Origin of the sequence: Lentimicrobium saccharophilum (assembly GCF_001192835.1) — a bacterium.
GTDB lineage: Bacteria > Bacteroidota > Bacteroidia > Bacteroidales > Lentimicrobiaceae > Lentimicrobium > Lentimicrobium saccharophilum.
In genome coordinates, this window is sequence record NZ_DF968182.1 from 871,527 (window position 1) to 885,778 (window position 14,252).

Annotated in this window: 8 protein-coding genes and 1 tRNA gene; 4 read left to right on the plus strand and 5 right to left on the minus strand. The window is 46.4% G+C overall.

Annotation, left to right across the window (positions count from 1 at the left end; all coding sequences use genetic code 11):
- Positions 1-84 precede the first annotated feature (84 nt).
- Both TBC1_RS03115 and TBC1_RS03120 read right to left on the minus strand, forming a co-directional pair.
- Entirely contained in the window at positions 85-1,305 is a 1,221-nt protein-coding gene (locus TBC1_RS03115) for a T9SS type A sorting domain-containing protein (protein ID WP_062038386.1), read from the minus strand.
- 521 nt (positions 1,306-1,826) lie between these two features.
- Positions 1,827-3,041, minus strand: coding sequence for a carboxypeptidase regulatory-like domain-containing protein (locus tag TBC1_RS03120; RefSeq protein ID WP_062038389.1), 1,215 nt, complete (start codon positions 3,039-3,041; stop codon positions 1,827-1,829).
- 509 nt (positions 3,042-3,550) lie between these two features.
- Here TBC1_RS03120 and TBC1_RS03125 point away from each other — a divergent pair.
- Positions 3,551-4,135: an RNA polymerase sigma factor gene (locus TBC1_RS03125; RefSeq protein ID WP_062038392.1), complete on the plus strand. Its 585-nt coding sequence runs from the start codon at positions 3,551-3,553 to the stop codon at positions 4,133-4,135.
- A complete protein-coding gene (locus TBC1_RS03130) occupies positions 4,128-4,889 on the plus strand; it encodes a tetratricopeptide repeat protein (RefSeq protein WP_062038395.1) in 762 nt (253 codons plus the stop codon). Before TBC1_RS03125 ends, TBC1_RS03130 begins: the two co-directional genes overlap by 8 nt.
- 763 nt (positions 4,890-5,652) lie before the next feature.
- Here TBC1_RS03130 and TBC1_RS03135 read toward each other — a convergent pair.
- Positions 5,653-5,726: transfer RNA gene (locus tag TBC1_RS03135), tRNA-Pro, on the minus strand.
- 258 nt (positions 5,727-5,984) lie between these two features.
- On the opposite strand from TBC1_RS03135, the gene trxB reads away from it, so the two are divergent.
- Positions 5,985-6,929 carry a thioredoxin-disulfide reductase gene (gene trxB / locus TBC1_RS03140; RefSeq protein ID WP_062038398.1) on the plus strand — a complete coding sequence of 315 codons (945 nt, stop codon included), beginning with the start codon at positions 5,985-5,987 and terminating at the stop codon, positions 6,927-6,929.
- Between the two features lie 144 nt (positions 6,930-7,073).
- Here trxB and TBC1_RS03145 read toward each other — a convergent pair whose 3' ends face one another.
- Positions 7,074-8,906, minus strand: a complete 1,833-nt coding sequence (locus TBC1_RS03145; protein ID WP_062038401.1) for a DEAD/DEAH box helicase — start codon at positions 8,904-8,906, stop codon at positions 7,074-7,076.
- Positions 8,907-9,077: 171 nt separating this feature from the next.
- Positions 9,078-10,349 (minus strand): YeiH family protein, encoded by a 1,272-nt coding sequence (locus TBC1_RS03150; RefSeq protein WP_062038403.1) that lies wholly within the window; start codon positions 10,347-10,349, stop codon positions 9,078-9,080.
- 135 nt (positions 10,350-10,484) lie between these two features.
- On the opposite strand from TBC1_RS03150, the gene purL reads away from it, so the two are divergent.
- On the plus strand, positions 10,485-14,198 hold the full coding sequence (gene purL, locus TBC1_RS03155) for a phosphoribosylformylglycinamidine synthase (RefSeq protein WP_262490401.1): 3,714 nt from the start codon (positions 10,485-10,487) through the stop codon (positions 14,196-14,198).
- Positions 14,199-14,252: the final 54 nt, after the last annotated feature.

Below are 14,252 nucleotides of genomic sequence, written 5' to 3' on the forward strand. Positions count from 1 at the left end.
GTCAGGATAATACCAATACAACTGTGATCAATAAAAAAGCGGGAGGCAATCAGCCCCCCGCTTACCACAAAACCAGCATGATTATTAACGGGTAATGATCATTCGTTTCGTTTCGTTGATAGCGTTTGTTCCGTTGGTTTTCAGGTTATAATAATAAATACCGGGCTGGATGCCTTCAGCATTGAAAGTAAACGTGTGTGAGCCGGCTTGCTGATGGCTGTCAAGCAGTGATCTGACTAATTGTCCCTGCTGATTGAAGAGCAATAAGCTGACTTTACTGTCTTCCGGCAGTATATAATCAATCCGGGTTGATTCCCTGAAGGGGTTGGGGTAGTTTGCTCCCAGGTAATTCTCTACGGCTGTCATTGCCGGAAGAGTGTACCGGGTCTCAATCTGCTCTCCTTTGGCGTCGCAGAAGTGACTTACGGGATTAATGCCGAAAAGAATTTCCTTACCATTGTAACGGTCTGTCAGGGAGGCCTGAATCGTTAATACCGGTTTTCCGGGATCAACGGAAGTAGTGCCAAAAAGCTGATTTATCCATGAAAGCCTGATAGAACCATCATTGATTGACATATTTGTTTCACCCAGTTGGCATGAAACATTCGTAATTTCAATCATTTCAGCCGGATAATCTATAACCATTCCCATAGCAGAGGCTTCTGTTATGTCATTAGCGTAAATCTCGACAGAGAAGTTGTGGCTTATGGCTTGTTTGTTGTAAGTAATTTCAGGCAAAGCAATGAAATCGCGGGTTGTAGGGACAAAGGTTCCATTGACGTCGCCAGAACTTGAACCTCCCATTGTCGGGACATTGGTTTTTGCGCCGGTATGATCAAATACCACATCCTCGAAAACCCAGGGGCCAACCGGGAACGGGTATCCCTGAATAAACCAGCCAACTACCACTGTCCAGTAGTCATCCCATGTTACTGATCCGTCACCGTTAACATCGGCTGCAAGAGACTGGATCGGCGTAAAGGAATAAATATTGCAGAGGTGAAGAAACATCAGAAAAGCGTCACCCATGGTAATGCCCCCTGCTGAAATTTCCGTTGTAGCATGCAGGGTATAGGTTCCGAAAGGTACATTCGGGAAGGAATAAGTTCCGTTAAGTTCTGTAGTTGCAGTCCCGACAACGTCTCCGTTTAAGTCAATCAGTTCAAGATCGACCGAGGGGATCGGCTTATTTGCTTTGAAGTGGTAGAGAACCGAACCACTGATGTCTGACTGGGCATAGGATTGTCCGGTCAACAGAAGTGCAGCAATGAGCACAGTTAATGATTGTGTAATTTTCTTTTTCATTTTTCACGGGGTTTTTTGTTAATAATCAGGTTTTGTTGTTTGCGGTTTATCTTGAAGTTTCTTGAATTTTTTCAGGTCAGGGTTATCAGTGCTTTAGAGAATTGCTTCAAATTTCAGTTCTTCCTGTCACTGCAACCAGAAGTTAATGCACGTTTTTTCCGAAAGTAATCCTCTTTGAGTTCATAACTTTTATTTTTCAGATTAACTTTTCCTGTAAAGTTGTTCAATTGATGATCATGTGGCAATGCTAAACAGCAGAAGACATCTGACTAATGATTTATCATAAATCAGTCAAAAGGTAATATCTTAAACCCTGAGAATGACAGATTTCGCTCCTGGATATGTTAACGAAACGGCAATGTGAATTTTATAAACAATTGAATATCAAAGATATACTGCTAAATATTAATTTTTAGTAAGATGATAGCAAAATCAGCCACATTCAATGATTTTTCCATAAAACAAATGATTAAAAAAAACAGGGGCTTTTGGCCCCTGTTACCACAAAACAAATAAACTCATTAACGGGAAATAATCATCCGCTTTGTTTCATTGACGGGAGAAACCCCGTCTGTTTTCAGGGAATAGAAATATATACCGGGCTGAAGCTCGCGGGCATCAAAGCTCACGTTATACATTCCTGCCTTCATAAAACCATCAGCAATTACCCTGACCAGTTTCCCTTCCATGTTGTATAGGCTGAGGGTAGCCCTGCCATCTGAAGGGATGACATAGTCAATACGGGTAGTGGTGAAAAAGGGATTAGGATAATTAATTCCCAGGTAGTCGCCTGAGTTTTTCAGGACCGGAAGGCTGTAGCGGGTTTCGATTTCCTCTCCGTCAACGTTGCTGAAATGGCTTGCGTTGCCGAGGTTAAACCTGATTTCTTCGCCTTTGTATTTTTCCGTGGTATTACCTTCCAGAACTATGACCGGTTTGCCCGGGTTGAGCTGTACTTCCTGACCTGTCTGGCTGATCCAGCTTATCCGGAGTTTGCCGTTTCCTGTGCGTGTAATGGTTGCATTCACCTGTCCGCTTACAGTGTTTATTTCAACAAGGGATTCAGGGTAAAGGATCTCTAATCCCATGGCAGAGGCTTTGGCAATGTCGCTTGCATAAATCTCAATGCTGAAGTTTTCGCTTACAGGTTTATCAGTGTATGAAACCTGCAATTCCACGAGATTGCGGGTTGTGGGTACAAAGGTTCCGTTCACATCTCCGGAGCTTGAACCGCCCATGGTAGGCACATTGGTTTTGGTTCCGTTATGTTCAACATTTATAGGCTCAAAGACCCATGGGTTTGTTACCGGAGGATTTCCCTGCATGAACCAGTCGATAATTGCAAAGTAATCTTCCCAGCCGATACCGGCGGGAAAAACCACATCTGCAGCAAGCTGTTCAATCGGGTCAAGAAGATTGGTTCCTTCCAGGTGATGACGGATTTTCTGGGCATCAGCCATATTACTTCCACCCGGAATGATGGAGGAGGACGCAGAAACGCTGTATGACCCAAAAGGAACTGCAGGGAAAATGTAGCTGCCGTTCAGGTCGGTAGTGGATGTTGCAACCACAGCATTATCGGAATTAAGGAGGGTGACAACAACTTCCGGAATCGGTTTGTTGTCCTGTAGATGGTACAAAATAGTACCAGTGATGTCAGACTGGGCAAAAATAAGCCCATTAAGCATCAGCACCAGTAAAAGTGCCGAGCTTAATCTCGTAAGATTTTTTTTCATTTACGCGGGGTTTGTGGTTAATAATCGGGTTTTTGTTTGTGGTTATATTTTTTTTGTTTTCCGGGTTACTTTTTCTTTCCCGGATGATTAATTGTTTCGCGGATTATAAATAGGAGCATTCTATATACATGAATAATGTAGATATGAATGCGCCTCAAAAGTAATTAAAAAATTTCTGAAACGGAAAAACAAATTGCAATCTGTTTGATTTTTAGTTACAAAAGTTGTTGGTACAGGGTTGGTTAAAAGAAAGTTGCCGTTCGGAGATGTATTAATTGCCAAATTATCCGTAAACTTGTAGTAGAAATTCAATCCTTGTAATGACAAGATCGAATTTGCGAGTACAAGAGTTAGAATATTGTATTACAATAAGATAGCAGATCGGTGAAAGAGATTCCCTCTGCATTTTGCCTGCTTCAGATATTAACAAAGTATGGTTAATAACTAAAACGAAAAAAAAAGCTGAACCGGTATTACCTTTTTGTGAAAACCGGATAAAGATACAGAAAATGATTCACTACTCTGATGAAGCAATCATTGAGGGCCTTCGTTTAAGGAGCGATTACATCATCAAGTACATTTATCAGGAGTTGTTTCCTACGATAAAGTACCTGGTAGTGAAAAACAGTGGCAATGACGAGGATGCGGAGGATGTATTTCAGGATTCCCTGATAGTTATCTTCAAGAAGATCAGGGACAATGAACTGGAGTTGACTTGTTCTTTTCGTACTTATTTATATTCTGTCAGTCGTAATATCTGGCTTCAGAAATTGGCGCGCAGCAGGCAATTTGCCAGGGAGTTCAGTGATATTGAGAACTTTGTGGATCTTCCCGATAAGGTGATGGATCAGCTGAGTGACAATGAGGAGATGGAGAAATACCGGCTTTACCAGGAGCATTTCCTTACCCTTGGTGAAGATTGCCAGAAAGTACTGCTGTTGTTTATGAAGAAAATGCCCCTCAGGGATATTGCTACTGAAATGGGTTACAAAACTGAAAAATATGCGAAAACGCGTAAATACCTCTGCAAGGAGGAATTAAAAAAGAGAATTATCAATGATCCGAAGTGCCATAAATTCCTGTCCGATGACTAGAAAACTCAAGTATTCCCAGCTGATCGAAAGATTTATTGCCGGGGAAATGAATGAGGACGAACTCCGGTGGTTTGGCAAAGAGTTGCAAACCAATGCTGAACTATCGGCAGAACTGAAGCTGGATAAAGATCTTGACAACATTCTTCTCGACGAGGATGTGGTTGAGTTCCGAAGAAAGCTGATCAGTGTATTTAACGAGTCCAAACAGCAGGATGCTTCACCCAAAATTGTCAGAATGCAGCCACGAAGGTGGCAGCTGGCCGCAGCCGCAGCCATCGCTGTTCTGGTGATTGCAGGAGGGGCAATTCTGTTGACTCAGCAGCGCTCCTACACGGCAGAGAAGTTGTTCAGTATGTACTACGATTCAAATCGTACGATTGAACTGACCCGTTCAGGCAACGCTAACATAGTGGAGGCTATTCTTAAATTTCAGCAAAAGGATTACCAGGGAGCTTCCCTGCTTTTTGCCGAAATTCTCGATAAGGACAGCTCCAATATCGCAGTATGGTTCTATAACGGAATCTCTTATATCGAGACAAACCGTATCGAAGATGCCGTAAAGGCATTCAAATACATTGTTGAAGATAAGAATAACCTTTATGTCGAACATGCCGAATGGTATCTCGGGCTGTGCTACCTAAAAAACGAGCAAATTGATTTTGCCGTTGAACAATTTCGCAAGATTGCGGCCGACCAAAAGAACTACCATCACAAAGAAGCTGATAAAATTCTCGAAAAGCTGGGCCGTAAGTAAACACACCCCGCATCTAAGATCATTGATAATAAAAAGAAGCCGGACATGGTCCGGTTTTTTTTTGCTTCATGTATTACATATCAGGTGATTGATCCGGGATTTTTCGCAGAGGTCTGAACCGGAACTGTAGACCACTTCCCAACTGAAAGAGCGGGAATTGAAAATAAAAAAGGTGCTTTTCAGCACCTTAGTTTGTCGGAGTGGTCAGACTCGAACTGACGACCATCCCGGCCCCGGCCGGGATACGCGGACCAACTGAAAATTTCAGGATTGAAAATAAAAAAGGTGCCTTTCAGCACCTTAATTTGTCGGAGTGGTCAGACCCGGACTGACGATCATCCCGGCCCCGGCCGGGATACGCGGACCAACTGAAAATTTTAGGATTAAAAATAAAAAAAGGTGCCTTTCAGCACGTTAATTTGTCGGAGTGAACAGACCCGGACTGACGACCATCCCGGCCCCGGCCGGGATACGCGGACCAACTGAAAATTTTAGGATTAAAAATAAAAAAAGGTGCCTTTCAGCACCTTAATTTGTCGGAGTGGTCAGACCCGGACTGACGATCATCCCGGCCCCGGCCGGGATACGCGGACCAACTGAAAATTTTAGGATTAAAAAAAAAAAAGGTGCCTTTCAGCACCTTAATTTGTCGGAGTGGTCAGACTCGGACTGACGATCATCCCGGCCCCGGCCGGGATACGCGGACCAACTGAAAATTTTAGGATTAAAAATAAAAAAAGGTGCCTTTCAGCACCTTAATTTGTCGGAGTGGTCAGACTCGAACTGACGACCACTTGCACCCCATGCAAGTACGCTAGCCAACTGCGCCACACCCCGTACCGGTTTGTTAAGAACACAAACCCTGCCAGGGCAGGGAGAATTTTAACGCTGCAAAAGTACAAAAGTTTTTATTCAACCGGCAAGAAAATTGCAAATTTTGTGGATTCATGACTTATGTCAAAATGTCTATATGTTAATACTCTGATAAACAGTTGACTAATTTATGGCACAGTTTTGGGCAAGTGGCGGCAAAACCGTAATTTTGACAGCCGGTTGTCTGCCAGAATATATATAACCTTAAATATCTTAATTGAAATGAGTGAAGAAATTGAAAAAGTAGAATGCCTGATCATTGGTTCAGGGCCAGCAGGGTACACTGCCGCTATTTATGCTGCCAGGGCCGACCTCAAGCCGGTTTTATACCAGGGGCTTCAACCCGGTGGGCAGTTGACTTCCACAACTGAAGTAGATAATTTTCCGGGTTATCCGGATGGGATACAGGGCCCGGAGATGATGATGGATATGCAGCGTCAGGCTGAGCGATTCGGAACCGACATGCGCTGGGGCATTATTACTTCGGCCGATTTTTCGAAGCGTCCGTTCCGGCTGGTTGCCGATGAGACCAAAACCATACTTGCCGAAACTGTCATTATTGCTACAGGTGCGACGGCGCGCTGGATGGGTCTGGAGTCAGAAGCCAGATATAACGGGCATGGTGTTTCGGCCTGTGCCACCTGTGACGGATTTTTCTTCCGCGGTCAGGATATGGCTGTGGTCGGTGGCGGTGACACCGCCTGTGAAGAGGCTTCTTACCTGGCCAAACTCGGCAGGAAGGTTTATATGATTGTCCGCCGAGATGAACTCCGCGCCAGCAAAGCCATGCAAAACCGGGTTATGAATACCCCGAATATTGAAATTTTGTGGAATCATGTTACCAGGGAAATTCTTGGGGACGGCAAAACAGTTACCGGAGCTTTGCTTGAAAATGTGAAAACCGGAGAAACCAGACAGATTGATGTTCAGGGATTCTTTGTGGCAATCGGTCATACGCCGAATACCGATCTGTTCAAAGGGCAGATTAACCTTGATGAAAATGGTTATATAAAGACCATTCCGGGAACTACCCAGACCAATATCCCAGGCGTATTTGCCGCAGGAGATGTTCAGGATCATGTTTTCCGTCAGGCGGTGACCGCTGCGGGAACCGGCTGTATGGCCGCTATTGAGGCTGAGCGATTTTTGGCAGCGCAGGAAGACTGAAATTACCTGCAGCGGGGAACAACCCGGATTGTGAAACAAAATTGAAAAAGCCTGACCGGAAGCATTGCAGCTGGTCAGGCTTTTTCAATATTCATACTGTATATTGGTATGACAAATAGTCAGTAATCATGAAATACTGCAGCGCTATTTGTTTTTCTTGTTTTTACCCGGCCCGCCCTTTCGTTCAGGCTTTTTCCAGGGGGAATCCTGCTCGGGCTTATTCCGGAAAGGTTTTCCTTCTGAACGGAATGACTTGTTTTCGGAACGGAAAGATTTACCTTCAGGCCGGAATGATTTTTCCTTACCCGGATTCGATCTTCTTTTCCGGTCAGCGGGGGCGAATTCCCTTTCTGATGCACGTTCCACCCTGATCCCTCTCGGGTTGGAGGTTTCATTTTCAAAAGCTTTCATGATGCGGCCAACGGATTTGGAATCAACATCCACAAAGGAATAATTGTCCATGATGTCGATACGGCCGATTTTGATCTCCCTGGAGCGGGTCACTTCATTGATGAGGCCGATGATCTGCGGTGGCAGCACCTTGTCTTTCCTGCCGATACTCACAAACAGGCGGGTAAACTGACCGTCATCACTCCTGCGCTCAGATTTTCTGTCACGGCCTTCCCTGGGTTCCCTTAAGGGTTTGTTGTCATCTTCAACATTCAGATCCCGTGCATCACGGTAGTATTCCAGGAAACGGTTGAATTCAAGTGAAACAAACCGTTTGATGATTTCCTCACGATCCATCCATTCCAGTTTACGATAAATCACCGGAAGGAAGGATTCGATTTCCACGTCAATGGCCACGTTTTCCATGCGGTCGATGTGATGGAACAGTTGTTTCTCACAAACCTGAACTCCTGTCGGGATTTTGGCTTTACCGAACTCGCGGTTGATTTTCTTTTCAATCTGCCGGATCTTGAATTTCTCTTTCAGGTTGATGATGGAGATGCAGGTGCCTGTCTTGTCTGCACGTCCGGTTCTGCCGCTCCGGTGGATATATACTTCCGAATCATCGGGCAGGTTATAGTTGATTACATGGGTGAGGTCGTTTACATCGAGTCCGCGGGCGGCCACATCGGTCGCCACAAGCATCTGAAGGGTTTGATTCCTGAAGCGGTTCATAACATTGTCGCGTGCTGCTTGCGAGAGATCTCCATGGAGCGAATCGGCATTATAACCGTCGCGGATCAGCGAATCGGCGATTTCCTGGGTTTCGATGCGGGTGCGGCAGAAGATAATGGCATAAATGCGGGGATTGAAGTCCGCAATTCTTTTCAGTGCGGCATAGCGGTCTTTGGCCTGAACCAGGTAATAGATATGCTTGACATTAGCAGTTCCCGTGTTTCGTTTTCCCACCGTTTTCACAACCGGATTGGTCATGTATTTGGCAAGGATGCGTTCAACTTCTTCAGGCATGGTGGCAGAGAAGAGCAGGGTGTGCTTTTCTTCGGGTGTATGTTCGAGGATGGTATCCACTTCTTCCTGGAAGCCCATATCGAGCATCTCATCGGCTTCGTCGAGCACCAGCCATTGCACACGACTGAAATCCACCTTTTTACGCCGGATCATGTCATTCAGACGACCGGGAGTAGCCACGATGATCTGCGGGCCTTCATTTAATTGCTTGATTTGCAGTTCAATACTGGCTCCTCCGTAAACGGCTGAAACTTTTACTCCGGGAATGAACCGGGCATAACTTCTCAGGTCTTTCGATATCTGCAGGCAGAGTTCACGCGTTGGGCAGAGGACCAAAGCCTGGGTTTTCTGAAGTTCCGGATTGATGTGATGCAACACAGGCAATCCGAAGGCAGCCGTTTTTCCTGTTCCGGTCTGGGCAAGTCCTACAAGATCGGAGGGTTGTTCAATGAGGGAGGGGATCACTTCAGCCTGTACAGGCATGGGGTCTTTAAACCCGAGGGCTTCAACCGCCTCAATTAAGCGGGGGTTTAAGCCAAGTTCTTGAAAATTAGGCATAAAATTGTTTAGAAAATTGCGCGCAAAGGTAGAATTAATATTCAGGCAAATTGTTATGTGATGAAAATAAATACCAATTGCTCCGGATTAATCATGCGGATCTGGCTTACCGGAACAGTCTTATGGCCCGGATCAGCTGAGAAATTTCTGAAAAAAGCCCCCCTGATTATATTACCAGAAGATGCCGAACAATATGTAAGCCACAATCAGGGTTATGATGATATTGAACCCCTGTGCGATAAGGAAGGCATAGAGCGGTCGTCCTTTATCCAGGGTTACCAGGTCTTTGAAGCGGGTTTCGAGGCCGATACAGACAAAGGCCAGGTTGAACCACAGTGATTGGTAGCTCTTTATGGTTTTGCCCGCATTCACAGCTGTTTCGCCATCGATCATGAAGGAAAAAACCAGGGAAGCGGCAATGAAACCCAGCACAAATTTCGGGAAGCGTTCCCAGATAACGCCCAGGGTCGGTTTTTCATCCGTGCCGTTTTTTTCTGCCTGCCGGTAAGTCCAGAAGATTGAGATCAGGAATGCAGCGACACCGAGCAGCACATTTTGTGAAAACTTGATAATAGTACTGAATTTCAATGCGGTATCGCCTGCAATGGTGCCCCCTGCCACCACAGCCCCGGTGGTGTCGATGGAGCCACCCAGCCAGGCACCGGTAACTTCGTCAGATAATCCTATCCACCTGGCAATCAACGGCATAAATATCATCATGGGGATGGCTACCACCAGGACCAGTGAGATTACATAGCTGAGTTTCTTGCTGTCGCCTTTAATGGCTCCTGCTGTTGCAATGGCTGCTGAAACTCCACAGATGCTGACCGCGCTGGCGAGCATGATGCCAAGTTCTTCGTCAACTTTAAGCTTGCGTGCTATCCAGAAAGCAAAATACCACACTGAAACCACAACGATCACCGCCTGAAGGACACCAAATAATCCGGCTTTCATAATTTCGGAAAATAGAATGGTGGTTCCGAGCATAACCAAACCTATTTTGATATAGAATTCACTCTGGATTCCGGCTTTCAGCCAGGCGGGTGTGCTTAAAACATTGCTGATAAACAGTCCGATCAGCAGCGAAAAGAGCACTGTTTCCAGTCCCAGGTTCTTCATTGAGCCGCTGGAGGCAATCAACTGGGCAAGCATCGAAAGGATGAAGACTACAGGAAATGCCGTTATCAATTCTTTGCCCCGCTTGCCCATCATCCAGGTGCCGGCAAGTGCAAAGAACAGGAAATAGAGAAATGTCATACCCAGGCGGAGGGTGTTGCCGGTGGTAAATACTTCGGCGCTCAGCACAGTCCATCCTGTCCATCCTGTTTTAGGCCCGAATTTCGGGAGTTCGGGAAAAAATGAAGTTGCTACAACGGCTATGATCAATGCGATTCCAACGACAACAGATGCCCAATCTTCAGTAAGTTTGATTTTTTTTAACATACCCCCTTAAATTAATCATGACAAATTTAAGAAGTTTTGTTTCTTCCCGTTAACAGATTGAAGCAGGGTTTTTTCTGCAAAACACTTCACGTATTTCAATATTTGCACTTCTCCTTTTAATTTCCTTTTTTAACTTTGCCACATCAAAAAATCAAGAAAATGATCAGGTTTTTTAAGGGGAATGCCATTTATGCCGTTGGTTGCGAAAAGGAGCTCACATTAAACGATATACAGAAACTGAGTTGGCTGTTCAGTGGCGCAGCATATATTGAAGCCCGGTCGATATCGGGCTTTTTTATTGGGCCGCGGCGCGAAATGGTAACTCCATGGAGTACAAATGCCGTAGAGATTACCCAGAACATGGGAATTTCAGGCATCTTCAGGATTGAAGAATATGTTGAAGTGCAGGGGGCCGATGCACCTTACGATGCCATGCTGCAGGTATTGAACCATAACCTTGATCAGGATATTTTTACAGTCCTGCATGAGCCTGATCCGGTGAAAGAAATTGAAGATATCGCTGCTTACAACCTTCAGGAAGGCCTCGCCCTTTCGCAGGATGAAATTGAATACCTCAATGAGCTGAGCCGTAAAATCGGCAGACCATTGACTGACAGTGAAGTATTTGGCTTCTCCCAGGTTAATTCGGAGCATTGCCGGCATAAAATTTTCAACGGTACTTTTGTGCTGGATGGCAGGGAAATGCCGGAGACCCTTTTCTCGATGATACGCAAAACCTCCGGCACGAATCCCAATTACATCGTATCAGCGTACAAGGATAATGTAGCATTTATAAAGGGGCCGTCTATCAGGCAGTTTGCACCTGTTAATCCTGACCGGCCCGATTTTTTCAGGGTTAAAGAGATTGATTCTGTTATTTCGCTGAAAGCGGAGACCCATAATTTTCCGACAACAGTTGAGCCATTCAACGGGGCGGCAACCGGCAGCGGGGGAGAGATCCGCGACAGAATGGCCGGGGGGAAAGGTTCCATGCCTATTGCCGGCACCGCGGTATACATGACCTCTTATCCTAGAAATTGTGAATTACATGGTTGGAAAACGGTTGTAAAACCCCGGAAATGGCTTTATCAGACTCCTGAAGAGTTGCTGATCAAGGCATCGAATGGGGCCAGTGATTTTGGCAATAAATTCGGACAACCACTGATCTGCGGGAGCCTGTTGACTTTCGAGCATCAGGAAGGTGCCATGACCTATGGTTATGATAAAGTAATTATGCTTGCAGGCGGGGTGGGTTATGCCCGGAAATCTGACAGCCTGAAAGAGGATCCGGCACCAGGAGATAAAGTAATCGTGCTGGGTGGAGATAATTACCGTATCGGGATGGGTGGAGGAGCTGTGTCATCGGTAGCCACCGGCCAGTTCAGCAATGCCATTGAACTGAATGCCGTGCAACGGTCGAATCCCGAGATGCAGAAACGGGTGTATAATGCCATCAGGGCAATGGCTGAGATGGATGAGAATCCGGTTGTCTCAATACATGATCATGGTGCCGGCGGACACCTGAACTCACTATCCGAGTTGGTTGAAGTCACCGGAGGGAGAATTGAAATTGATAAATTGCCGGTAGGTGATCCTACACTTTCGGACCGGGAGATTATCGGAAACGAATCGCAGGAGCGTATGGGACTGATCATGCATCAGCCGGATGTTGATCTGCTTCAGAAGGTGGCCGTAAGGGAAAGGGCCCCCATTTTCGTGGTCGGAGAAACAACAGGTGATCAGCAGCTTGTATTTATAAACAGCAAAACGGGAAACAAGCCCATTGATCTGCACCTGGCCGATATGTTCGGCAAGCCACCGCGCACCATTATGGAAGATTCATCCCTGGCACAGGTTCATGCTCCGCTGAAGTACAAGGCAGCCGGACTAAAAGGCTATGTGGAGCAGGTTTTACAGTTGGAAGGGGTTGCATGTAAAGACTGGCTTATCAATAAAGTTGACCGTTCAGTGACCGGCCGTGTGGCAGTTCAGCAAACTGCAGGCCCGGTTCAGTTACCGCTGAATAATTGCGGGGTAGTTGCGCTTGACTATCATGGTGAAAAAGGAATTGTTACTTCCATAGGCCATGCTCCGGCTGCCGGTCTGATTGATGCGGCTGCGGGTTCGGTACTGGCTGTCGCGGAATCGCTAACCAACCTTGTGTGGGCGCCGCTGGAGCATGGTCTGAAGGGTGTTTCGCTGAGTGCAAACTGGATGTGGCCCTGCCGGAACCCGGGAGAGGATGTGCGGCTTTATGAGGCAGTGAAGGCAGCCAGCGATTTTGCCATTGCACTGGGTATTAATATTCCCACCGGAAAGGATTCCCTTTCGATGACCCAGAAATATCCGGATGGGGAGAAAGTGCTTTCGCCGGGAACAGTAATTATCTCGGCAGTAGCTGAGGTAAGTGATATCCGGAAGGTTGTGAAACCTGTGCTGGTGCCTGAATTTACTTCTTCGGTGATTTATCTCGATTTTTCAGCCGACCGGCTAAAAACAGGAGGCAGTGCACTGGCACAGGTGCTGAACACCCTTGGTGATGAAGCCCCGACAGTGGCAGATACCGGTATTTTCATCCGGGCATTTGAAGCTGTTCAGGCGCTGATCCGGAAAGATATTGTCCTGGCGGGACATGATATTTCTTCAGGTGGTTTGGTAACAGCGTTGCTTGAAATGCTTTTTGCCCAGCCGGGCATCGGGCTGGATATTGACCTTGACGGATTCGGCGAAAGTGATATCATCAAACTGCTTTTCAGCGAAAACCCCGGTGTTGTTATGCAGGTAAACGACATAGATTACGCATCGGTGCTTTTAAAGGAAGCAGGGCTTAAATTCCATATCCTTGGGAAACCGTCATTCCGGAGAAACCTGGTTCTTCGCTTCCACAAGGGCATTGTGGAGATGGAAGTCGATCAGTTGCGCAAACTCTGGTTTAAGACGTCGTACCTGCTCGACAGGCAGCAAAGTGGTGAAGATCATGCCCGCGAGCGTTACCGCAATTTCGATAAGCAACCGCTTTCCGGTGAATTTGGCGACGATTTTACAGGCGCTTTGTCGCAGTATAATATTGATATTAACCGGACTTCACCCTCCGGAATAAGGGCTGCCATTATCCGGGAGAAAGGGGTGAACGGTGATCGCGAAATGGCCTGGTCGCTTTACCTTGCCGGTTTTGACGTGAAGGATGTTCATATGACAGATCTGATCAGCGGGCGGGAAACCCTGGATGATGTGAATATGATCGTTTTTGTGGGAGGCTTCAGCAATTCTGATGTGCTGGGTTCAGCCAAAGGCTGGGCCGGGGCATTTATCTATAATGAACGTGCCAAAGCTGCGCTGGATAATTTCTATGCACGGCCAGACACCCTGAGTTTAGGGGTGTGTAACGGCTGTCAGCTGATGGTAGAACTGGGGCTGATTTATCCGGAGCATGATCACAAGCCTGCTATGCTTCACAATGCCTCAGGAAAGTTCGAATCTGCGTTTCTGAATGTTGATATTCCGGAAAACAGCTCGGTGATGCTGGGCAGTATGGCCGGGAAAAGGCTTGGTATATGGATTGCGCATGGTGAAGGACGTTTTAACCTGCCGCTTGATGAGCATCAGTATCAGATACCAATGAAATACAGCTATAATGCTTATCCCGGTAATCCAAACGGATCGGATCTTGCGGCAGCGGCCATCGCTTCACAGGACGGGCGCCACCTTGCCATGATGCCACATCTTGAACGTTCAGTCTATCCCTGGAACTGGGCCTGGTATCCTTCGGGAAGGTCAGGTGATGAAGTTTCTCCCTGGATTGAGCCCTTTGTAAATGCCAGGGAGTGGATCAGGCGCAGGATTGGTTGAATAGTTTTCAAAAAATGCACTAAAGACAAACAGATGGATTATAAGTCTTAAGGA